At 73.6% G+C, this 21,882-nt stretch carries 17 protein-coding genes; 7 read left to right on the top strand and 10 right to left on the bottom strand.

Annotated features, from left to right (window positions below; genetic code table 11):
* Nucleotides 1–872 (bottom strand): maltotransferase domain-containing protein (locus tag IE316_RS26750; protein WP_190207039.1); only part of this gene is annotated, 872 nt, incomplete at its 3' end.
* A 646-nt stretch (nt 873–1,518) separates the two neighbouring features.
* Between IE316_RS26750 and glgP the strand changes: the two genes are divergently transcribed.
* Nucleotides 1,519–4,137, top strand: coding sequence for an alpha-glucan family phosphorylase (glgP, locus tag IE316_RS26745; RefSeq protein WP_190207038.1), 2,619 nt, complete (start codon nt 1,519–1,521; stop codon nt 4,135–4,137).
* A gap of 33 nt (nt 4,138–4,170) precedes the next feature.
* Here the strand turns inward: glgP and IE316_RS26740 are convergent, their stop codons facing one another.
* The 6 genes from IE316_RS26740 to glgX form a co-directional block, all read right to left on the bottom strand.
* Complete coding sequence (locus tag IE316_RS26740; protein WP_190207037.1) at nt 4,171–4,683, bottom strand: DUF1990 domain-containing protein; 513 nt, start codon at nt 4,681–4,683, stop codon at nt 4,171–4,173.
* Nucleotides 4,684–4,854: 171 nt separating this feature from the next.
* Nucleotides 4,855–6,714 carry an ABC transporter ATP-binding protein gene (locus tag IE316_RS26735; protein ID WP_190207036.1) on the bottom strand — a complete coding sequence of 620 codons (1,860 nt, stop codon included), beginning with the start codon at nt 6,712–6,714 and terminating at the stop codon, nt 4,855–4,857.
* Complete coding sequence (locus IE316_RS26730) at nt 6,711–8,609, bottom strand: ABC transporter ATP-binding protein (protein ID WP_190207035.1); 1,899 nt, start codon at nt 8,607–8,609, stop codon at nt 6,711–6,713. The genes IE316_RS26735 and IE316_RS26730 overlap by 4 nt, the downstream gene beginning before the upstream one ends.
* An 85-nt stretch (nt 8,610–8,694) precedes the next feature.
* The gene (locus tag IE316_RS26725) at nt 8,695–10,095 is read right to left on the bottom strand and encodes a sulfatase family protein (RefSeq protein ID WP_190207034.1); all 1,401 of its coding nucleotides are present in this window, start codon (nt 10,093–10,095) and stop codon (nt 8,695–8,697) included.
* A gap of 75 nt (nt 10,096–10,170) precedes the next feature.
* The gene (locus IE316_RS36295) at nt 10,171–10,266 is read right to left on the bottom strand and encodes a putative leader peptide (protein ID WP_351057412.1); all 96 of its coding nucleotides are present in this window, start codon (nt 10,264–10,266) and stop codon (nt 10,171–10,173) included.
* Nucleotides 10,267–10,404: 138 nt separating this feature from the next.
* Complete coding sequence (gene glgX, locus IE316_RS26720) at nt 10,405–12,699, bottom strand: glycogen debranching protein GlgX (RefSeq protein WP_190207033.1); 2,295 nt, start codon at nt 12,697–12,699, stop codon at nt 10,405–10,407.
* Between the two features lie 163 nt (nt 12,700–12,862).
* Here glgX and IE316_RS26715 point away from each other — a divergent pair, with 163 nt between their 5' ends.
* From IE316_RS26715 to IE316_RS26690, 6 genes are all read left to right on the top strand, one after another.
* On the top strand, nt 12,863–14,086 hold the full coding sequence (locus IE316_RS26715) for a L,D-transpeptidase (RefSeq protein WP_190207032.1): 1,224 nt from the start codon (nt 12,863–12,865) through the stop codon (nt 14,084–14,086).
* A gap of 141 nt (nt 14,087–14,227) precedes the next feature.
* On the top strand, nt 14,228–15,469 hold the full coding sequence (locus IE316_RS26710; RefSeq protein ID WP_190207031.1) for a L,D-transpeptidase: 1,242 nt from the start codon (nt 14,228–14,230) through the stop codon (nt 15,467–15,469).
* Between the two features lie 60 nt (nt 15,470–15,529).
* On the top strand, nt 15,530–16,297 hold the full coding sequence (locus IE316_RS26705; protein ID WP_190207030.1) for an enoyl-CoA hydratase/isomerase family protein: 768 nt from the start codon (nt 15,530–15,532) through the stop codon (nt 16,295–16,297).
* Nucleotides 16,298–16,570: 273 nt separating this feature from the next.
* A complete protein-coding gene (locus IE316_RS26700; protein WP_190207029.1) occupies nt 16,571–17,095 on the top strand; it encodes an ATP-binding protein in 525 nt (174 codons plus the stop codon).
* A 114-nt stretch (nt 17,096–17,209) separates the two neighbouring features.
* Nucleotides 17,210–17,422 (top strand): EF-hand domain-containing protein, encoded by a 213-nt coding sequence (locus IE316_RS26695; protein ID WP_190207028.1) that lies wholly within the window; start codon nt 17,210–17,212, stop codon nt 17,420–17,422.
* Between the two features lie 142 nt (nt 17,423–17,564).
* Nucleotides 17,565–18,227: an NADPH-dependent F420 reductase gene (locus IE316_RS26690; RefSeq protein ID WP_190207027.1), complete on the top strand. Its 663-nt coding sequence runs from the start codon at nt 17,565–17,567 to the stop codon at nt 18,225–18,227.
* Nucleotide 18,228: 1 nt separating this feature from the next.
* Here IE316_RS26690 and IE316_RS26685 read toward each other — a convergent pair whose 3' ends face one another.
* The 3 genes from IE316_RS26685 to IE316_RS26675 form a co-directional block, all read right to left on the bottom strand.
* Complete coding sequence (locus IE316_RS26685; protein WP_190207026.1) at nt 18,229–18,786, bottom strand: glycoside hydrolase family 25 protein; 558 nt, start codon at nt 18,784–18,786, stop codon at nt 18,229–18,231.
* A 128-nt stretch (nt 18,787–18,914) separates the two neighbouring features.
* Nucleotides 18,915–20,336 carry an MFS transporter gene (locus IE316_RS26680; RefSeq protein WP_190207025.1) on the bottom strand — a complete coding sequence of 474 codons (1,422 nt, stop codon included), beginning with the start codon at nt 20,334–20,336 and terminating at the stop codon, nt 18,915–18,917.
* A 119-nt stretch (nt 20,337–20,455) separates the two neighbouring features.
* Nucleotides 20,456–21,823, bottom strand: a complete 1,368-nt coding sequence (locus IE316_RS26675; RefSeq protein WP_190207024.1) for an L-serine ammonia-lyase — start codon at nt 21,821–21,823, stop codon at nt 20,456–20,458.
* Nucleotides 21,824–21,882: the final 59 nt, after the last annotated feature.

Genomic DNA, 21,882 nt, shown 5'->3' with positions numbered 1-21,882 from the left:
GTGTTGTTGGGGCCCTTGCGGTGGGTGGTGCCGATGGGGTGGATGGGCGGGAGGTAGACGACGTCGAAGCCCATGGCGGCGATGGCGGGCAGCCGCCTGGCGGCGGTGCGGAAGGTGCCGTGGGGGGTGTCGGGGGTGCCCTCGGAGCGGGGGAAGAACTCGTACCAGGCGCCGTACAGGGCGCGTTCGCGTTCCACCAGCAGCGGCAGCGGCTCGGAGGCGGTGACCAGCTCCCGCAGCGGATACCGCGCCAGCACCGCGTCCACCTCGGGGGTCAGCGCCGCCGCCAGCCGGGACGCGGCCTGCCGGGTCTCGTCCCGCAGCGCCGCCGCGGCGTCCAGGACCACCTGCCGGCCGCCGTCCTTCGGCACCCCGGCCGCGGCCCGCTCGTAGAGCCGCGCGCCCTCCTCCAGGACCAGGTCCGTGTCGATCCCGGCCGGGATCTTCACCCGGGCGTGGTGGCGCCAGGTGGCGACCGGATCGCTCCAGCCCTCCACGGCGTACGTCCACCGGCCCGGCCGGTCCGGGGTGACCTCGGCGCCCCAGCGGTCGGTGCCGGGGGCCAGTTCCCGCATCGGCGTCCACGGGCCGGGCCGGCCGTCGGGATCGCGCAGGACGACATTGGCGGCCACCGCGTCGTGTCCCTCCCGGAACACGGTGGCCGAGATCATGAACGTCTCGCCGGTGACGGCCTTGGCGGGCCGGCGTCCGTGCTGGACCACCGGACGGACGTCGAGGACCGGGATGCGCCCGACGGCGGTGGCGGTGCCGCCAGTCGGCGGCGGTCCGGAGGGCCGGGTCCCGGCCGGCTCCGGCCGAACCGTTTCGGCGCCGGATGAACGGGGAACTGGCGAGTGGTGCTTGGCGGGCATGACCGCTCCTGTCCGCGGCAACGAGGATGGGCAGAGGGGATGGCGGGACGGGTCCTGCGGGGTCACCACTGTGGGGTGTACCGCAGGAGCCTTCCCACACTTCTCGGGTGGGCAATCCGGCGCTTTGTTAACTCCGTACGCGCGTATCGGCGCACCGGCGGGGCGAGCGCCCCCACCGTGCAACGCGGCCCGCGCGGCGACCGGTTCAGCGACCCGGCCGCCCGGCCGGACACCTTCCCGGTCACGGCCCCCGTCACGGGAACCTGCGCGATCCGGGGCGGCCCCGGCCGTACCCGCCGCGCGGCACACGCCGCCGCCCGGGTCTCCCGGTGGCCGGAACTACGCCCCCGTCCCGGTCCGTGCCGTACGTCTGGCTGATCCTCACCCGCACTCCTCGTCCCCCTCCTGGGCACAACTCCGCACCGGGTACCCCCGTTCGCCCGGGACAGCCCCCGGTGCGGCGCACGTCACACCGGGGCCCCCGCGAGAACCGGCCATGTCCGGATGTGCGGGGGAGTGTCCCCCGTTCCGGCCGAACGGGGGGTCCGGTGGCCAAGCGCCCGCGGTCACCGCCCGGACGCCGGTACCGTCGGGGGGACGGCGCGGTAGACACCGCGCCACTCCAGCGACCGCGTTGAGGTGGAATGTGAAGGCGATCCGCCGACTGACCGTCCGTCCCGTCCTCCCCGACCCCCTTCGGCCGCTCAGCGAACTGGCCCGCAACCTGCGCTGGTCCTGGCATGCCGAGACGCGCGACCTCTTCCAGTCCGTCGATCCCGAATGCTGGGCCGCCGCCGGCCGCGACCCCGTACGGCTGCTCGGCACCGTCGGCCCCGGGCGGCTGGCGGAACTGGCCGAGGACCGCCGCTTCCTGCGCCGCCTGACCGCGGCCGCCGACGACCTCGACTACTACATGACCGGCGACCGCTGGTACCAGGCGCAGACCGCCAAGCTGCCCGCCGCCGTCGCCTACTTCTCGCCCGAGTTCGGCATCACCGCCGCCCTGCCCCAGTACTCCGGGGGCCTCGGCATCCTCGCCGGCGACCACCTCAAGGCCGCCAGCGACCTCGGGGTGCCGCTGATCGGCGTCGGCCTGCTCTACCGGCACGGCTACTTCCGCCAGTCCCTGAGCCGGGACGGCTGGCAGCAGGAGCACTATCCCGTCCTCGACCCCAACGAACTGCCCCTGAGCCTGCTGGAGGAGCCCGACGGCACCCCCGCCCAGGTGGTCCTCGCCCTCCCCGGCGGCCGGGAACTGCGCGCCCGGATCTGGCAGGCCCAGGTCGGCCGGGTCCCGCTGCTGCTGCTCGACTCCGACGTCGAGGAGAACGACCTCGGCGAGCGCGGCGTCACCGACCGGCTCTACGGCGGCGGCAGCGAGCACCGGCTGCTCCAGGAGATGCTGCTCGGCATAGGAGGGGTCAGGGCCGTACGCACCTACTGCCGGCTCACCGGACACCCCGCGCCCGAGGTCTTCCACACCAACGAGGGCCACGCCGGCTTCCTCGGCCTGGAGCGCATCGCCGAACTCTGCGCGGACGGCCTGGAGTTCGACCCGGCCCTGGAGGCGGTGCGGGCCGGGACCGTGTTCACCACCCACACCCCCGTCCCGGCCGGCATCGACCGCTTCGACCGGGAGCTGGTCGCCCGCCACTTCGGCCCCGGCGCCGAGCTGCCCGGCATCGACGTGGAACGGGTGCTCCGGCTCGGCATGGAGACCTACCCCGGCGGCGAGCCCAACCTGTTCAACATGGCCGTGATGGGCCTGCGCCTGGCCCAGCGCGCCAACGGCGTCTCCCTGCTGCACGGCGGGGTCAGCCGCGAGATGTTCTCCGGCCTGTGGCCCGGCTTCGACGCCGACGAGGTGCCCATCACCTCCGTCACCAACGGCGTGCACGCCCCCACCTGGGTCGCCCCCGAGGTGCTCCGGCTCGGCGCCCGGCAGATCGGCGCCCAGCGCACCGAGGACGCGCTCACCGTCGGCGGCTCCGACCGCTGGGACGCGGTGGCCGACATCCCCGCCGAGGACATCTGGGAGCTCCGCCGCACCCTGCGCGAGCAGCTCGTCACCGAGGTACGGACCCGGCTGCGCGCCTCCTGGCGGCAGCGCGGCGCCGGCACCGCCGAACTGGGCTGGATCGACGGCGTCCTCGACCCGGACGTGCTCACCATCGGCTTCGCGCGGCGCGTCCCCTCGTACAAGCGGCTGACGCTGATGCTGCGGGACCGCGACCGGCTGATGGAGCTGCTGCTGCACCCCGAGCGGCCGGTCCAGATCGTCGTGGCCGGCAAGGCGCACCCGGCCGACGACGGCGGCAAGCGGCTGGTGCAGGAACTCGTCCGGTTCGCCGACGACCCCCGGGTGCGCCACCGCATCGTGTTCCTGCCCGACTACGGCATGGCGATGGCGCAGAAGCTCTACCCCGGCTGCGACATCTGGCTCAACAACCCGCTGCGGCCGCTGGAGGCGTGCGGCACCTCCGGGATGAAGGCCGCCCTCAACGGCTGCCTCAACCTCTCCGTCCTGGACGGCTGGTGGGACGAGTGGTACCAGCCCGACTTCGGCTGGGCCATCCCCACCGCCGACGGCTCCGGGACCGACGCCGACCGGCGCGACGCCATAGAGGCCGCCGCCCTCTACGACCTGCTGGAACAGCGGGTCGCCCCGCGCTTCTACGAGCGCGGGCGCAGCGGTCTGCCGGACCGCTGGATCGAGATGGTCCGCCAGACCCTCAGCCTGCTCGGCCCCAAGGTGCTGGCCGGCCGCATGGTCCGCGAGTACGTGGACCGGCTCTACGCCCCCGCCGCCGCGGCCCACCGCGCGATGGACGCCGACGCCGCCCGCGACCTCGCCGCCTGGAAGGCCAGGCTGCGCGCCGCCTGGCACGGGGTGAGCGTCGACCACGTGGAGACCTCCGCCGCCCCGCCCACCGCGGAGCTCGGCACCACCCTCGGGCTGCGGGTCCGCGTCCGCCTCGGCGATCTCGGCCCGGACGACGTGGAGGTGCAGGCGGTCTCCGGCCGGGTGGACACCGAGGACCGCATCACCGACGCCGACACGGTCCCGCTGAAGCCGTCGGGCGGCCCCGACCTGGAGGGCCGCTGGGTCTACGAGGGTCCGCTCGCCCTGGACCGCACCGGGCCCTTCGGCTACACCGTCCGCATCCTGCCCGCCCACCCGCGACTGGCCTCGGCGGCCGAACTCGGGCTGGTCGCGCTGCCGTCGCAGGACCTGGTGGAGGCGGCGGGCCTGCTGATGCGCTGACCCGCCGGGGCCCCCGGGCGCCGGGGGCCCCGCTCAGTCCTCGGCCTCGCCGGCGGCCAGCCTGCGCAGCACGGTCCCGCAGCGCCGGGCGTAGGCGTGCTGCAGGCCGCGGGTGGCCGCCCCGCCCGCCCTGGCGTACCACTTGGCGGGGCGGCTGAAGGCGGTCACGGTCAGCCAGACCGTGCCGTCGCCGGTGCGGTCCACGACGAAGGACTCCTCGCCGCACTCCGGGTGGCCGGGCAGGGTGCCGTACGCCCAGCCGGCGCGGCGGGGTTCCTCCACCGCCCACACCACCCGGCACGGTGCCTTGATCACCCCGGCCAGGGTCACGGTGACGTCGACGCCGGGCGCGGCACGGTCCGCGCCGGCGTCCAGGCCGACCCCCAGCGACCGGTGCATCTCCCAGGTGAGCACCGCCTCGGCCGCCCGGCGGAAGACGGGCTCCCCCTCGCCCAGGCGGGTGCGTACGTGCAGCGGGTGGAAGCCCGGCGGGCAGGTGCCGCTCTGCTCGCGGGTGACGCCGACGGCGTCGTACGTGAAGGACATGGGGCCCTAGCCTAGGTTCCGGCGGGCGGCGCTGTCAGACGGCGCGTCGCCGTGCCAGGTCGCCCCGAGTGCCGCGCAGGTCCCGCCGGCCGCGACCGGTCCGGCGTGACCTCCCGGTCCGGTGATCCCGCCGTACTCCGTCACGGCCACCCGGTCGGCGTCGTGCGCGGCTCAGGCCAGACTGTCGCGCCAGGCGCGGTGCAGGTCGGCGAACCGGCCGGTACCGGCGATCAGTTCGGCTGGGGAGCCGTCCTCCACGATCCGGCCGTCCTCCATCACCAGCACCCGGTCGGCGATCTCCACGGTGGACAGCCGGTGCGCGATCACCACCGCCGTACGGCCGTGCAGGACCGTCGCCATCGCCCGCTGCACCGCCCGCTCGCCGGGCACGTCCAGCGAGCTGGTCGCCTCGTCGAGGATCAGCACCGCCGGGTCGGCGAGCAGCGCCCGCGCGAACGCCACCAGTTGGCGCTGGCCGGCCGAGATCCGGCCGCCCCGTTTGCGCACGTCGGTGTCGTAGCCGTCGGGCAGCGCGCCGATGAAGTCGTGCGCGCCGATCGCCTTCGCGGCCCGCTCGATCTCCTGCCGGGTCGCCTCCGGGCGGCCGAGGGCGATGTTCTCGGCGACCGTGCCGGAGAACAGGAACGCCTCCTGCGTCACCATCACCACCCCCCGCCGCAGCTCGGGCACGGCGAGGTCGCGCAGATCGGTGCCGTCGAGCAGGACCCGGCCCCGGGTCGGGTCGTAGAACCGGGCCAGCAGCTTGGCCAGGGTCGACTTGCCCGCGCCGGTGGAGCCGACGACCGCGACGGTCTGCCCGGCGGGGATCGTCAGGTCGAAGCGCGGCAGCACCTCGCCGCCGGTGCGGTAGGCGAAGCTCACCCCCTCGAAGACCACCTCCCGGCCGGGGTGCTCCGATGCCGTCGGGGGCAGCTCCTTCGGGGCCGCCGGCTCCGGCACGGACGGCGTCTGCGCCAGCAGGCCCGCGATCTTCTCCAGGGAGGCCGCCGCCGACTGGTAGGAGTTCAGGAACATGCCGAGCCGGTCGATCGGGTCGTACAGCCGCCGCAGGTACAGCACCGCCGCCGCCAGCACCCCCAGTGCGAGGGTGCCGTCCGCCACCCGCTGGGCGCCCCACAGCACGATCCCGGCGACGGCCGTGTTGGCGACCAGCCGGGAGCCGGTGACATAGCGGGCCATCTCCAGCAGCGCGTCGCCGTTGGTCCGCTCGTGCCGCCGGTTCAGGACGGCGAAGCCGGCGTCGTTGGCGGCCTCGCGGCGGAAGGCGCGCACCGGCCGTATGCCGTTCATCGTCTCCACGAACTTCACGATCACCGCGGCGATCGCCGTGGACCGCTTGCGGTACACCCGCCCCGCCCGCCGCCGGTAGGACCGCACCAGCGCGTACAGCGGCCCGAACGACGCCACCGCGACGGCGCCCAGGCCGAGGTCCAGCCAGAGCAGCATCGCCGAGATGGAGACGAAGGAGAGGACGACCGTGACCAGTTCCTGCAGGCCCTCGCTGAGCAGTTCGCGCAGCGACTCCACGTCGGTGGTGGCGCGGGAGATCAGCCGGCCCGAGGTGTACCGCTCGTGGAAGTCGACGCTGAGCGCCTGGGCGTGGCGGAAGATCCGGCCGCGCAGGTCGAGCAGCACGTCCTGGTTGACGCGGGCGGCGGCGCGGACGAACGCGTACTGCAGGGCGCCGCCCGCCGCCGAGCAGAGCAGGTATCCGGCGCCGACCGCGATCAGCGGCGCCCGGTCGCCGTCGCGCAGCGCGGGCACGGCGTGGTCGATGGCGTACGCCACCAGCAGCGGGCCCGCCTGCAGCGCGGCCTGCTGGAGCAGCAGCAGGAGCGTGGTGACGGCGACCCGGGCCCGCATCGGGGCGAGCAGGGAGCGCAGCAGGGCGGCGGTGGCGCCGGGCGGGGTGGGCAGGACGTCCCGGTCGAAGGGGTCGCCGTCGGCGCCGGGGGCCCGGTCGTCGCCGGGGCCGTCCTGGGCCGGGGCGGTGGTGGTGGGCGCCGTCATCGGTCGTCGTCCTCCCCTGCGCCCGACATCAGGTGGGCGTACTCGGCGTTGGTGCGCAGCAGTTCCTGGTGGGTGCCGACGGCGGTGATCCGGCCCCCGGAGAGCAGGGCGACCCGGTCGGCGAGCAGCACCGTGGACGGCCGGTGGGCGACGATCAGCGCGGTGGTGTCCGCCAGCACCCGGCGCAGCGCGGCCTCCACGGCGGCCTCGGTGTGCACGTCCAGCGCGGACAGCGGGTCGTCCAGGACCAGGAAGCGGGGCCGGCCGACCACCGCGCGGGCCAGCGCCAGCCGCTGCCGCTGGCCGCCGGACAGGCTCAGGCCCTGTTCGCCGACCTGGGTGTCGGTGCCCCGCGGCAGCGCGTGCACGAACTCCGCGCTGGCGACCGCCAGGGCCCGCCGCAGTCGGGCCTCGTCGGCGGTGTCGCCGGCGCCCATCAGCACGTTCTCCGCGACGCTGGCCGAGAACAGCGTCGGCTCCTCGAACGCCACGGACACCATCGCCCGCAGCTCCTCCCGGGGCAGCTCGGCGATGTCCCGGCCGTCGAGGGTGATCCGCCCCCCGGTGATCTCGTGCAGCCGGGGCACCAGCGCGGTGAGCGTCGTCTTGCCGCTGCCGGTCGCGCCGACCAGGGCCATCGACTCCCCGGAGCGGATGTGCAGGTCGATGCCGTCGAGGACGGGCGGGGAGCCGGGGTCGGCGTCGGGGTACCGGAACCGGACGTTCTCGAACCGCAGGCCGTCGGCCGTCCCGCCCCTGCCCGTCCCGCCGCCGTCGCCCCGCGCCTCCGGGCCGCGTGCCGCCGCGCCGCGTGTCTCCGGGCCCCGCGCCTTCGGGCCCCGCGCCTCCGGGCCGTGTGCCCGGTCTCCCGGCACGTCCGGCCCCGGCGTCTCCACCCGCTCGTCCATCACCTCGAAGTACCGCTGTGTGGCCGTCGCCGCCTCCTGGCTCATCGCCAGCAGGAACCCGATCGACTCCACCGGCCAGCGCAGCGCCAGCGCGGTCGACAGGAACGCCACCAGCGTCCCCGCCGACAACGCCCCGTCGGCGACCCGCACCGCCCCGACGACCAGCGCCGCCCCGATCGCCAGCTCCGGCAGCGTCACGATCACCGCCCAGATGGCGGCGAGCAGCCTCGCCTTGCGCAGCTCGGTCCCCCGCAGCCTGCGGGACAGCTCCCGGAACGCCCGGGCCTGGCTGCGGTGCCGCCCGAACCCCTTGATGATCCGGATGCCGAGCACGCTCTCCTCGACGACCGTGGTCAGGTCCCCGACCTGGTCCTGCGCCCGCCGGGCGACCTCGGAGTACCTCCGCTCGAAGACCGCGCAGGTCACGATCATCGGCACGGCCGGCCCCAGCACGACCAGCCCCAGCGTCCAGTCCTGCACCAGCATGATGACCACGCCGACGACGATCGTCACCCCGTTGACCAGCAGGAACGTCAGCGGGAAGGCGAGGAACATGCGCAGCAGCATCAGGTCCGTCGTCCCCCGGGACAGCAACTGCCCCGAGGGCCAGCGGTCGTGGAAGGCCACCGGCAGCCGCTGCAGGTGCCGGTAGAGGTCCGCCCGCATCGCCGCCTCGACGCCGGACAGCGGCCGGGCCACCAGCCACCGCCGCAGCCCGAACAGCAGCGCCTCCGCACAGCCCAGGAGCAGCAGGTACAGCGCGCCGAGCCAGACCCCGGCCGGGTCCCGGTCGGCGACCGGACCGTCGACCATCCACTTCAGCACCAGCGGGATCACCAGCCCCACGCAGGAGGCGACGATCGCCACGAACGCGGCGGTGAACAGCCGGGCCCGCACCGGCCGCACGTACGGCCACAGCCGGAGCAGCGTCCGGACGGCGGACCGGTCCTGGGCGGGGGCCGACGCGGCGGCGGGTGTCGTGGTCATCAGCAGCGAGCCTACGGACCGCCACTGACAGTGCCCACCGAGTTTCCGGCGGCACCGGGGTCGTACGGAAGCACCGCCGCGGGGGTCAGGACGCCGGGTAGGGCAGCAGCGTGGCGTCCACCTTCTCCCAGGCCGCCCGGAGTTCGGCGAGCAGCTCCGGCCGGTCGGCGGCGAGATCGGCCTGCTCGCGGACATCGGCGGAGAGGTCGTACAGGTGGTCCTTGCCGGCCGCGTCCCGGTAGTACTTGAAGTCGCCGCGCCGCAGCGCCCGGTTGCCCCGCACCCGCCAGAACAGGTCGCGCTCGGGCACCTTCCGGCCGCGCAGCAGGTACCCGGCGAGGCTCTGCCCGTCCAGGGGGTACGCCGGGTCGGGGCGGGCGCCGCCCAGCTCCAGCAGGGTCGCCGTCCAGTCCGGCGAGTAGACGGGCAGGTGGCTGACCTGGCGGCCGTCGATCCGGGCGGGCCAGCGCAGGATGGTCGGCACCCGGATGCCGCCCTCCAGCAACTGGGACTTGGCGCCGCTGAGCGGCCACTGGTAGGAGAACCGCTCGCCGCCGTTGTCGCTGGCGAAGACCACGACGGTGTCGTCCTCCTGCCCGGAGCGGCGCAGCGCGGCGAGCACCTTGCCGACCGAGGCGTCCAGGTCCTCCACCATCGCCTTGTACTTCTCCACCGAGCCGCCGTCCCCGTGCTGCAGCGCGCCCAGCACGCTCCCGGCGCGCAGCTTGGCGGCGATCTCGGCGCCGGCCTCCGCGTCGTCCTCGGTCAGCCACGGCCAGTGCGGGGTGGTGAAGTTGAGGTTGAGCAGCCAGGGCCGGTCGTGGTCGCGGGAGACGTACTCCACGGCCCGCTCGGTCAGCACGGTGGTGTAGTAGCGCAGGTCCTTGTACTCGGCGTCGCCCTCGTACAGGTCGTACTCGCCGAGCTGGCCGAGCTTGGAGAAGTACTCCAGGGCGCCGCCGAAGTTGCCGAAGAACTCGTCCCAGCCGGACTTGGTGGGCCCGTAGTCCGGCAGGAAGCCGCAGTGCCACTTGCCGATCAGCGCGGTGGCGTACCCGGCCTTCTTTAGCAGCGAGGCGAGGGTGGGGTGGCCGGGCTCCAGGCCCTGGGTGCGGTTGCCGATGGGCTCGGCGAGGCCGCCCGCGGTACGGCCGGGGTGGCGGCCGGTGTAGAGGCTGAACCGGGTCGGGGAGCAGGTCGCGGACCCGGCGTAGGCGTTGGTGAACCGCACGCCCTGCGCGGCCAGCCGGTCGAGGTGGGGCGTCTTGATGTGCGGGGCGCCGTAGGAGGACAGGTCGGCCCAGCCGAGGTCGTCGCCGAGGATGAACAGGACGTTGGGGCGTCTGCCGGGCCGCCCGGAGGTACGGGCCCGGAACGGGCGCTCGGCGGGAGCGGCGGCCTCGGCGGTGGCGGAGGCGCCGGCGACGGCCGTCACCGCGCCGCCGCCGACCAGACCGCCGAAGGCACGGCGGGATATCTCGGACATGCGTGATCCCCAGGGGAAGGAGGGAGGAAAGAGGAGCAGAGCGAGCGGGGGGTGAGGGTGAGGCGGGGGCGCGGGTCAGTGACAGAGCGCGCCGGACTGGCGGCACAGGTCGACGTGGCGTCGCCGCACGAGTGCGACGCGCACGACCCTGCGGGCAGCGGCAGTCCTCATGACCAGGGACGTTCCCAGCCCGGCCGGACGCCGGTCAAGAAGATCGTCGGCGATTTCACGGACCCGCAACGTCGGCGGGGGACGGTGCGTCAGCGGGCCGGCGTGACCGGGCGTCGGCAGGGCGGCGGGGACGGTGCGTCAGCGGGTCGGCCGCGTCCGCCCGTCGGTGGCGGCGTGCCGCGCGTCGAGGACCCGCAGCAGCAGCACCGTCCGCGCCGGCACGGTGATCTCCGCCCCCGCCGGGTGCTCCTCGCCCGGCGCCTCCCCCTGCTCCTCCCGGCCGGTGTCCACGACCACCTCGTACCGCTCCGCCCACGGCGCGGCCGGCAGCACGAAGCGCACCGGGCGCTCACCGGCGTGCAGGACGGCCAGGAAGCTGTCGTCGCGGATCGGCTCGCCGCGCTCGTCCCGGCCCGGTATGTCCCGCCCGGAGAGGTACATGCCGAGGGTGGCGGCGGGCGCGAACCAGTCCCCTTCCGTCATCTCCGTGCCCCGGGGCGTGAACCAGGCCAGGTCGCGCAGCCCGTCCGCGGAGTGCGCCCGGCCGGAGAAGAAGGCCCGGCGGCGCAGCACCGGGTGCTCGTGGCGCAGTCCGATCAGCCGGGCGGTCAGCTCGGACACGGCCCGCCAGCCCGGGTCCTCCAGCAGGCTCCAGTCCACCCAGCCCAGCTCGTTGTCCTGGCAGTAGGCGTTGTTGTTGCCGCCCTGGGTGCGGCCCAGCTCGTCGCCGGCCACCAGCATCGGCACACCGGTCGACAGCAGCAGCGTGGTCAGCAGATTGCGCACCTGGCGCCGGCGCAGGGCCCGTATCCGCCCGTCGTCGGTCTCGCCCTCGGCGCCGCAGTTCCACGCCCGGTTGTCGTCCGTGCCGTCCCGGTTGCCCTCGCCGTTGGCCTCGTTGTGCTTGTGCTGGTAGCTCACCAGGTCGCGCAGGGTGAAGCCGTCGTGCGCGGTGACGAAGTTGACCGAGGCGTACGGGCGGCGCCCGCCCCACGCGTACAGGTCGCTGGAGCCGGACAGCCGGTAGCCCATCTCCCGTACGTCGGGCAGGGCGTGCCGCCAGAAGTCCCGCACCGTGTCGCGGTAGCGGTCGTTCCACTCGGTCCACAGCGGCGGGAAGGCGCCCACCTGGTAGCCGCCGGAGCCGACGTCCCAGGGCTCGGCGATCAGCTTCACCCGGCGCAGCACCGGGTCCTGGGCGATCACCGCGAGGAACGGGGAGAGCATGTCCACGTCGTGCATGGAGCGGGCCAGCGCCGCCGCCAGGTCGAAGCGGAAGCCGTCGACGCCCATCTCGGTGACCCAGTAGCGCAGCGAGTCGGTGATCAGCCGCAGCACCTGCGGCTGGACGACGTGCAGGGTGTTGCCGCAGCCGGTGTAGTCGGCGTACCGGCGCGGGTCCGGCTGGAGGCGGTAGTAGCCGCGGTTGTCGATGCCCTTCAGGGAGAGCGTCGGGCCCAGCTCGCCGGCCTCGGCGGTGTGGTTGTAGACCACGTCCAGGATGACCTCGATGCCGGCCGCGTGCAGCGCCCGCACCATCCGCTTGAACTCGCCGACCTGGCCGCCGGTGGTGCCGGCGGCGGCGTAGGCGGCGTGCGGGGCGAAGTAGCCGATGGAGTTGTAGCCCCAGTAGTTGCGCAGGCCCCGGTCGAGCAGATGGCTCTCGTGGGCGAACTGGTGCACCGGCAGCAGCTCCACCGCCGTCACGCCCAGCCTCACCAGGTGCTCGATCGCCGCCGGGTGGGCGAGGCCCGCATAGGTGCCGCGGAGCGGCTCGGGTATGTCCGGGTGCAGCCGGGTGAAGCCCTTGACGTGCAGTTCGTAGATGACCGAGTCCGCCCACGGCGTCTTGGGGCGGTGGTCGTCCGACCAGTCGTCGTCGTCATGGACGACGACGCCCTTGGGTACGTACGGGGCGGAGTCGCGGTCGTCGCGCACGGTGTCGGCGACCTGCCGCTCCGGCCAGTCCCGGACGTGCCCGTACACCTCCGGCGGCAGCGTGAAGTCGCCGTCGACCGCGCGGGCGTACGGGTCCAGGAGCAGCTTGGCCGGGTTCCAGCGGGCGCCGGTCCACGGGTCCCAGCGGCCGTGCACCCGGTAGCCGTACCGCTGCCCCGGCCGCACGCCCGGCACGAAGCCGTGCCATATCTCGTGGGTCAGCTCGGTCAGCCGCACCCGGCTCTCCCCGCCGTGCGCGTCGAACAGGCACAGCTCCACCGCCTCCGCGCCGCCCGCCCACAGCGCGAAGTTGGTGCCCGCCGCCCCGTCCGGGCCGGTCCGGAACCGGGCGCCGAGCGGCACCGGCGTCCCCGGCCACGCGGGCACCCGGGGCGGCGGGGCGGTCCGCCGCGCGCCGTTGACCGCGCCGGCCGGACGCCCCTCCTCGCCGGCCGGTCCTCCGGCCACCGCCTCCTGCTCGGCTGCGCTGGACACCTGTCCGCCTCCCGCGGCTCGTGGAACGACCGGCCCGCACGGACGAACAGGGCGTACGGCGTCCCGGCCGCCGCTCCGTGTCGCGTGGTCCTCCTCAGTGTTCTTCCCAGCGCGTGGCTCGCACTCACGTTTCCCCGGGGCCGACCGGTCGTTACGGGTGGATGTGAGGCACGAACACGGGCGCGCACGACGCGTGGCGGCCGTCCTGGCCGCCGTACTGACCTGGGCGGGAGCGCTGGCCGGCGCGGCCGGCTGCACCGCCGGCACCGGACCGGGCGGCATCCTCGGCAAGCCCCCCGCCGCCGAGGACCTGATCCGGATCTCCCCCGACGACGGCGACCGGGGCGTACGGCCCGGCCGGCACCTGTCCGTCCGGGTGCCCCGCGGGCGCCTGGAGTCGGTGACGGTGGTCAGGTCCCAGGACGCCCGGCAGACCCCGGTGTCCGGCCGGATCTCCGCCGACGGCCGGCGCTGGGAGCCCGACGACGGGCGGCTGGCGCTCGCCGCGCGGTACACCGTCGACGCCGTCGCCGTGGACGACACGGGCCGCCGCTCCGCCCGGCACGCCGCCTTCACCACGTACGTCCCGGAGAAGCGGTTCATCGGCTACGTCACCCCCGAGGACCGCTCCACCGTCGGCACCGGCATGATCGTCTCCCTGGAGTTCAACCGGGCGATCGCCGACCGCGCCGCCGTCGAACGCGCCGTGACGGTCACCGCGCGCCCGGCCGTGGAGATCCGCCCGCACTGGTTCGGCCGGGACCGCCTCGACTTCCGGCCCCGGCGCTACTGGAAGCCCGGCACCGAGGTCACCGTCGCCCTGAGGCTGCGCGACGTGGAGGGCGCCCCGGGCGTCTACGGGCTCCAGCACAAGACGGTCGCCTTCACCGTCGGCCGGCACCAGGTCTCGGTGGTGGACGCCGCCGCCAAGACCATGAAGGTCCGCCGCGACGGGCAACTCCTGGCCACCGTGCCGATCACCGCGGGCGCCGCGAAGACCACCACGTACAACGGCAAGATGGTGGTCACCGAGATGCTCGACGTGACCCGGATGAACAGCCGCACGGTCGGCTTCGGCGGGGAGTACGACATCAAGGACGTGCCGCACGCCCTGCGCCTGACCGACTCCGGCACCTTCCTGCACGGCAACTACTGGGCCCCGCGCCACGTGTTCGGCCGGGCGAATGTCAGCCACGGCTGCATCGGGCTCCGGGACGTCAAGGGCGGCGGGGCGGACACCCCGGCCGGCTGGTTCTTCGACCGCAGCCTGGTCGGCGATGTCGTGGAGGTGATCCGCAGCAAGGACAAGAAGGTCGCTCCCGGCAATGGACTCGGTGGCTGGAACATGAGCTGGCGGGCGTGGCGGGCGGGCAGCGCACTGGACTGACCCCGCCGCACCGGGCCCGGCTCGGTACACAACAGTGACAATCGACCCCTGCAAACCGCCCCTGGCCTGCGGTTACTATGCGCCGGTGCGCGCAGGCGCACCAGGGGTGGGGCCGGACCGGGCCCGGCGAGGGGAGACAAGTTGAACGTGCGTCCGATATCAGGGACGACGGCGGGCATACGGGGGCGGAACGGCAGGAGGCTGCCGGCCCTCGTCGTCGGAGCGCTGCTGCTGGCGGTCACCGCGTGCGGCGGCGGAGGGTCGGACTCCGGCGGGTCCGGCAAGGGCGGGGACAAGGACGCCACCGCCGCCCGGAGCAAGCAGTCCGAGGCCGTCGTCACCATCGCCCCCGAGAACGGGGCCAAGTCGGTGGACACCAGCGGCGCCCTCAAGATAGCCGCCGCCAAGGGCAAGCTGACCGAGGTCGAGGTCAAGGACGCGAAGGGGCAGCGGGTCGACGGGAAGATATCCGGGGACGGCGCCACCTGGACGCCCTCCACCCACCTGGCCGCCTCCACCACGTACAGCGTGCACGCGGTCGCCAAGGACGCCGAGGGCCGCACGGCCGCGGAGGACTCCCGCTTCACCACGCTGACGCCGAAGAACACCTTCATCGGCGAGTTCACCCCCGAGGACGGCTCAAAGGTCGGCGTCGGAATGCCGTTCTCGATCCGCTTCACCCGGGGCATCACCAACCCCGAGGACGTCGAGAAGTCCATCAGCATCAAGACCGAACCGGCCGTCGAGGTCGAGGGCCACTGGTTCGGCAACGACCGCCTCGACTTCCGGCCCGAGAAGTACTGGAAGGCCGGCACCAAGGTCACCGTCGACCTCAACCTGGACGGCGTCGAGGGCCGCGAGGGCGTCTACGGCGAGCAGGCCAAGAAGGTCTCCTTCACCATCGGCCGCAACCAGGTCTCCGTGGTCGACGCCAAGAAGCTCACCATGAAGGTCACCCGCGACGGCAAGACCGTCAAGACCCTCCCGGTCACCACCGGCGCCCCCGGCTACGAGACCTGGAACGGCCAGATGGTCATCAGCGAGAAGCTCTCGGTGACCCGCATGAACGGCGAGACGGTCGGCTACGGCGGCGAGTACGACATCAAGGACGTGCCGCACGCCATGCGCCTGACCACCTCCGGCACCTTCATCCACGGCAACTACTGGGGCGGCGACGCCTTCGGCAACCGCAACGCCAGCCACGGCTGCGTCGGCCTGCGCGACACCCGCGGCGGCTGGGACGAGAACGCGCCGGGCGCCTGGTTCTTCGCCAACTCGATGATCGGGGACGTGGTCGTGGTCAAGAACTCCGACGACGCCACCGTCGCCCCGGACAACGGCTACAACGGCTGGAACATGTCCTGGGAGAAGTGGACGTCCTGACCCCGCGCGGGCCCGCACCGGGCCCTCGCCGACGCCGTTAGTGCCCGTTAACCTCTGGGCATGACAGTGACCCTCGAAGTCGCGGACGGCGTCGGCACCCTGCGCCTGGCCCGCCCGCCCATGAACGCGCTGGACACCGCCACCCAGGACCGCCTGAAGGAACTGGCCGAGGAGGCCGCGGGCCGCGCGGACGTCCGCGCCGTGGTGCTCTACGGCGGGGAGAAGGTGTTCGCGGCCGGCGCGGACATCAAGGAGATGCGGGCGATGGACCACGCGGCGATGGTCGGGCGCGCCCGCGCGCTGCAGGACTCCTTCACGGCCGTCGCCCGCATCCCCAAGCCGGTGGTGGCGGCCGTGACCGGCTACGCGCTGGGCGGCGGCTGCGAACTGGCGCTCTGCGCGGACTACCGGATCGCCGCCGAGGACGCCAAGCTCGGCCAGCCCGAGATCCTGCTCGGCCTGATCCCCGGCGCCGGCGGCACCCAGCGGCTGTCCCGGCTGATCGGCCCGTCCCGGGCCAAGGACCTCATTTTCACCGGCCGCCAGGTCGGGGCCGCCGAGGCACTCACCCTGGGCCTGGTGGACCGGGTGGTGCCGGCCGCCGAGGTCTACCCGCAGGCCCACGCCTGGGCGGCCCGGCTGGCCCGGGGCCCCGCCACCGCCCTGCGCGCGGCGAAGGAGGCCGTCGACACCGGCCTGGAGACGGACCTGGAGACCGGCCTCGCCGTCGAACGCACCTGGTTCGCCGGTCTGTTCGCCACCGAGGACCGGGAGCGGGGGATGCGCAGCTTCGTCGAGGACGGGCCCGGGAAGGCGCAGTTCCTCTGAACATCCCCCGGAAGGCTTGCTGTTGACGCGCCGTCTGATGCGGTTCCCTCGTTGGGGCGGTTTATGGCAGCCTGAGGGCGCCTTTGCGCCAGCCTTCCCGAGGGAGCCCGTCGATTGCCTCCGGTCGAACCGTCCGCCCAGGTCAGAAGCGTTTTCCGGCAGCCCGATCTGCCGGTGGCATATGCCGGACGACTGCCGGCGGGCGGACGCTCGACGCACGCGCATTCCCCGGGAACGGCCCCCCGGACCGCCCCGGGCGGCCATGATGGGGGAATGGCGGGGCTGGAGGACACCGAACAGCCGCGGGGCGCCGCACGCGCCACCGCGGCGCGCTGGTCCCCGGCGATCGAGGACGAGCACGCGCTGAAGGCGCTGGAGCTGTTCGGCGACCCCACGCAGGCCGAGGTCCCGCTGCCCTCCCGCCCCGAGTCCGCCGCCGTCGCGCGCCGGCTCGCCCAGGTGGTGGTCCTGCGCCAGTGGAGCCTCGGCCCCAAGGTCACCGAGGACACCGTCCTGCTCGTCTCCGAGCTGGTCGGCAACGCCGTACGGCACACCGGCGCCCGCGTCTTCGGCCTGCGCCTGCGCCGCCGCCCGCACTGGATCCGGGTCGAGGTCCGCGACCCCTCCCGGGCCCTGCCCTGCCTGCTGCCGGTCCGGCCGCTGGACCTCAGCGGCCGGGGCCTGTTCCTGGTCGACAAGCTCTCCGACCGCTGGGGCGTCGACCTGCTGCCGCGCGGCAAGACGACCTGGTTCGAGCTGCGGGTCTGCGCCGACCGGGACGCCCCGCGCACCGGCTGACCACCGCGGACCGGCGTCCCCCGTGCCACCGGCCGCTCGGGCGGAACGTTAATCTGACCTGCGTCAGTACGACGACCACAGCACGACCAGCGCACGAGGATGAGGGGCGGATCGGTGGCGGACATCGAGGAAGCACGCAGGCAGTTCGACCGGATCGACGCGGACGGCGACGGTCTCATCACGCCGGCCGAGTTCAAGACCGCCCTGGCCCAGGGGGGCGACTGGAACGTCACCGAGTCCGTCGCGGAGGCCATCATCAACAGCCGGGACCTGAACGGCGACAAGCTGCTGTCGTTCGACGAGTTCTGGGCGTACCTGGACAAGTGACGGCCGAGGTGGACGCCCGTCCGGTGAGCGGACGGGCGTCCACCTGTTCGGGCGTACGGAGGAATAGCCCGCCCGCCGGACCGGTTACCGATCCTCAACGGCGTGTCACCCCTCACGACCCGGAAGGCCAGGCGAGTCACCCATGAAGATCGGCATCATCGGCGCGGGCAACATCGGCGGCAACCTCACCCGGCGGCTCACCGCCCTCGGACACGAGGTCTCGGTCGCCAACTCGCGCGGTCCGGAAACCCTCACCGCGCTCGCCGAGGAGACCGGCGCCCGGCCGGTCCCGGTGGCGGAGGCGGCGCGCGGCGCCGAGGTCGTGGTCGTCGCCATCCCCCTGAAGGCGGTCCCGGACCTGCCCTCCGGCCTGCTCGACGAGGCCGCCGAGGACGTCGCGGTCATCGACACCGGCAACTACTACCCGCGGCCGCGCGACGGCCGGATCGCGGGCATCGAGGACGACGGCCGCACCGAGAGCCGCTGGACCGAACAGCACCTCGGCCACCCCGTGATCAAGGCGTTCAACGGCACCTACGCCCAGGACATCCTCGACCGCCACCGCCCGGCCGGCGACCCCGACCGCATCGCCCTGCCGGTGGCCGGCGACGACGAGGCGGCCAAGGCGAAGGTCCGCGCCCTGATCGACGAACTCGGCTTCGACACCGTGGACGCCGGCGGCCTCGACGACTCCTGGCGCCAGCAGCCCGGCACCCCGGTCTACGGCCTGCGGGCCGGCCGGGACGCCGTCACCAAGGCCCTCGCGGAGGCTTCCCCGGACCGCCCGGCGGACTTCCGCGGCTGACTCAGGCGTCCCCGGCCCACTTCCGCAGCGCCGCCCGGCTCTCGAAGTCGGCGACGTTCTTGTCCAGCGGGTCGTCGGTGTACTGGTGGAAGCGCCACCTGGCCTTGATGCGGGGCTTGCCCGCCGTGACGTAGTCGGCGATCCAGAGCCCGTCACCGGCGTACGAGGTGGTGTCGATGTTCAGCCAGAAGTTCCGGTTGCAGTAGAGGACCACCCGGTTGTCCGGGCGCAGCTCCTTCACCTTGCGGATGAAGCGGTCCTTCTCGGCGTTGCTGGCGTGGGTGCCGTCGCCGGTGGTCTCCCAGTCGACGGCGAGGATGTCGCCGGGGCGGTCGGGGGCCTTGGCGACGAAGTACTCGGCCTGGGCGGTGAGGTTGCCCGGCCACAGGAAGTGGTAGAAGCCGACGACGAGTCCGGCGTCCCGGGCCCGCTTCGTCTGGGCCGAGAGCTTGGAGTTGACCCACGTACGGCCCTCCGTCGCCTTGATGAAGACGAAGGAGAGGCCGTCCGTGCTGTAGGTGGCGGACTGGTACGCGCTCACGTCGATGCCGCGCAGCATAGGACTCCCTCGGGTACCGGTGAGGCTGAAGTGCCGTGGGGACGGAGGCTGTTGTTATGCCCTGCGACGGCCACCGTACGCCGGGCGCGCGGATGCTCGGCGTACGGCGGTGGTGAACGCCGGTCCGCTCAGCGGGCGGCGGTGGCGGCGGACGGTGCCGGGGCGGCGTCGCCGTCGGCGGCCGGGGCCTCGCCGTCGTCGAGGGAGACGTCCTTGGTCTCCTTGCCGAGCAGCAGCGCGGTCAGCGTCAGGACCGCCATCGCGGACAGGTAGACGCCGACCAGCCAGGGCGAGCCGTCGCCCGCCTCCCACAGCGCCACCGCGATGAACGGGGCGACGGCCGCTCCGAGGATCGAACTGACGTTGTAGGAGATGCCGGAGCCGGTGTAGCGCACGCTGGTCGGGAAGAGCTCCGGCAGCAGCGCGCCCATCGGGCCGAAGGTCAGGCCCATCAGGGTGAAGCCGAGGACCAGCCACAGGACGACACCGAGCGTGCCGAGGCCGATCAGCGGCACCCAGACCAGCCCGAAGACGACGATGCCCGCGGTGATCACCACGAGGGTGGCGCGGCGGCCGTACTTGTCCGCGAGCGGCCCGGAGACCAGGGTGAACACCGCGAAGAACAGCACCCCGAAGATCATCATCAGCACGAAGGTGGTGTAGCTGTACCCCAGCCCCGGCACGGCGGCGTCCTTCGCGGTGCGGCCGTAGCTCAGCGAGAACGTGGTCATCAGGTAGAACAGCACGTAGGTGGCGAGCATGATGAAGGTGCCGAGGATCAACTGCCGCCAGTGGCCCCGCACCACCGTGGCCAGCGGCAGCTTGCGGACCTTCCCGGCCTCCCGGGTCCGGGCGAACACCGCCGACTCCACCAGCCGCGACCGCACCCACAGGCCGATCGCCACCATCACCGCGGAGAACAGGAACGGGATGCGCCAGCCCCAGTCCACGAAGGCGTCCGAGGGCTGGGTCGGGTCGGCGCCGGCCGCGGACGGCAGCAGCGCCCCGATGACCAGGAACAGGCCGTTGCCGATGATGAAGCCCAGCGGGGCGCCCAGTTGCGGGAAGGTGCCGTACAGGGCGCGCTTGCCCCTGGGCGCGTTCTCGGTCGCGACCAGCGCGGCGCCGCTCCACTCGCCGCCCAGCGCGAAGCCCTGCGCGAGCCGCATCAGCACCAGCAGCGCGGTGGCGGCCCAGCCGGCCTGCGCATAGGTGGGCAGCACGCCGATGAGGAAGGTGGCCAGCCCCATGGTGAGCAGCGAGACCACCAGCGTCCTCTTGCGGCCGAGCCGGTCCCCGAGGTGCCCGAAGAAGACGGCGCCGACCGGCCGGGCGACCATCGCGGCGCCGAACACCGCGAAGGACGACAGCAGCGCGGTGGTCGGGTCACTGCTCGGGAAGAACAGCTTGGGGAAGACCAGCACGGCGGCGGTCGCGTAGATGTAGAAGTCGTAGAACTCGATCGTCGTCCCGATGAGACTGGCGACGAGCACCCGCGACCGCGGATTGACGGGCAACTGGACGGAACCGGGGGCTGCTGGTGCGGACATGGCTCGGTCTTTCACGTGCGAACGGTCTGGCTCCGCAACGATCTCAGGCGTCTTGGCTTTCGGGAAGCCGATGCCAGCATGTGAGACGCCCGTCCGCCCGCCCGGCGCGGACGCCCGCCTCAGCACTCGATGATGTTCACCGCCAGCCCGCCCCGGGCCGTCTCCTTGTACTTGACCGACATGTCCGCGCCGGTCTCCTTCATGGTCTTGATGACCTTGTCGAGGGAGACCTTGTGGGAGCCGTCGCCGCGCATCGCCATGCGGGCGGCGGTGACGGCCTTGACCGCGGCCATGCCGTTCCGTTCGATGCAGGGGATCTGGACCAGGCCGCCGACCGGGTCGCAGGTGAGGCCGAGGTTGTGCTCCATGCCGATCTCCGCGGCGTTCTCCACCTGCTCCGGGGAGCCGCCGAGCACCTCGGCCAGCGCGCCCGCCGCCATCGAGCAGGCGGAGCCGACCTCGCCCTGGCAGCCGACCTCGGCACCGGAGATGGAGGCGTTCTCCTTGAACAGCATGCCGATGGCGCCGGCCGCGAGCAGGAAGCGGACCACGCCCTCCTCGTCGGCGCCGGGGACGAAGTTGAGGTAGTAGTGCAGGACGGCGGGGATGATGCCCGCGGCGCCGTTGGTCGGGGCGGTCACGACCCGGCCGCCGGCCGCGTTCTCCTCGTTCACCGCCATCGCGTACAGGGTGATCCACTCCATCGCGAGGGCCCCCGGGTCGCCCTCGGAGCGCAGCTTGCGCGCCGTGGTCGCGGCCCGGCGGCGGACCTTCAGGCCGCCCGGCAGGATGCCCTCGCGGGACAGCCCGCGCTCCACGCACTCCCGCATCACCCGCCAGATCTCCAGCAGGCCCGCGCGGACCTCCTCCTCGGTGCGCCAGGCCCGCTCGTTCTCCAGCATCAGCGCGGAGATCGACAGGCCGGTCTCCCGGGTGCGGCGCAGCAGCTCGTCGCCGGTGCGGAAGGGGTACTTCAGCACCGTGTCGTCGAGCTTGATCCGGTCCGCGCCGACCGCCTCCTCGTCGACGACGAACCCGCCGCCCACCGAGTAGTACGTCTTGCTGAGCAGCTCCGCGCCCCGGTCGTCGTAGGCCCACAGGGTCATGCCGTTGGCGTGGTAGGGGAGCGTCTTGCGGCGGTGCAGCACCAGGTCGTCGTCGAAGGAGAAGGGGATCTCGTGGGTGCCGAGCAGACGCAGGCGGCCGTCCGCCCTGATCGCGGCCACCCGGTCGTCGGCCGTCTCCACGTCCACCGTGCGCGGCGACTCCCCCTCCAGGCCGAGCAGCACCGCCTTGGGGGTGCCGTGGCCGTGGCCGGTCGCGCCGAGCGAGCCGTACAGCTCGGCCCGGACCGCGGCGACCGAGCCGAGCAGCTCCTCGCCGCGCAGCCGCCGGGCGAACATGCGGGCCGCGCGCATCGGGCCGACCGTGTGGGAGCTGGACGGGCCGATGCCGATCGAGAACAGGTCGAAGACCGAGATGGCCACGGGGACTCCTCAATGCGGGGGTGGTGCGGAGGGGGCGGGGCGCCGGCCGCTTGTGGCGG

It is taken from the genome of Streptomyces fumanus (genome assembly GCF_014655295.1).
Lineage (GTDB): Bacteria > Actinomycetota > Actinomycetes > Streptomycetales > Streptomycetaceae > Streptomyces > Streptomyces fumanus.
Note: the sequence above shows the minus strand (reverse complement) of the source record. Positions and strands in the feature narration are given on the sequence as shown.

Excerpts from the sequence above, each read along its gene's own strand:
- IE316_RS26740 (WP_190207037.1), bottom strand. The coding sequence starts at position 4,683 with ATGTCCTTCACGTACGACGCCGTCGGCGTCACCCGCGAGCAGAGCGGC.
- IE316_RS26735 (WP_190207036.1), bottom strand. The coding sequence starts at position 6,714 with ATGACGGCGCCCACCACCACCGCCCCGGCCCAGGACGGCCCCGGCGAC.
- IE316_RS26730 (WP_190207035.1), bottom strand. The coding sequence starts at position 8,609 with ATGACCACGACACCCGCCGCCGCGTCGGCCCCCGCCCAGGACCGGTCC.
- IE316_RS26725 (WP_190207034.1), bottom strand. The coding sequence starts at position 10,095 with ATGTCCGAGATATCCCGCCGTGCCTTCGGCGGTCTGGTCGGCGGCGGC.
- IE316_RS36295 (WP_351057412.1), bottom strand. The coding sequence starts at position 10,266 with ATGAGGACTGCCGCTGCCCGCAGGGTCGTGCGCGTCGCACTCGTGCGG.
- IE316_RS26705 (WP_190207030.1), top strand. The coding sequence starts at position 15,530 with ATGACAGTGACCCTCGAAGTCGCGGACGGCGTCGGCACCCTGCGCCTG.
- IE316_RS26700 (WP_190207029.1), top strand. The coding sequence starts at position 16,571 with ATGGCGGGGCTGGAGGACACCGAACAGCCGCGGGGCGCCGCACGCGCC.
- IE316_RS26690 (WP_190207027.1), top strand. The coding sequence starts at position 17,565 with ATGAAGATCGGCATCATCGGCGCGGGCAACATCGGCGGCAACCTCACC.
- IE316_RS26685 (WP_190207026.1), bottom strand. The coding sequence starts at position 18,786 with ATGCTGCGCGGCATCGACGTGAGCGCGTACCAGTCCGCCACCTACAGC.
- IE316_RS26680 (WP_190207025.1), bottom strand. The coding sequence starts at position 20,336 with ATGTCCGCACCAGCAGCCCCCGGTTCCGTCCAGTTGCCCGTCAATCCG.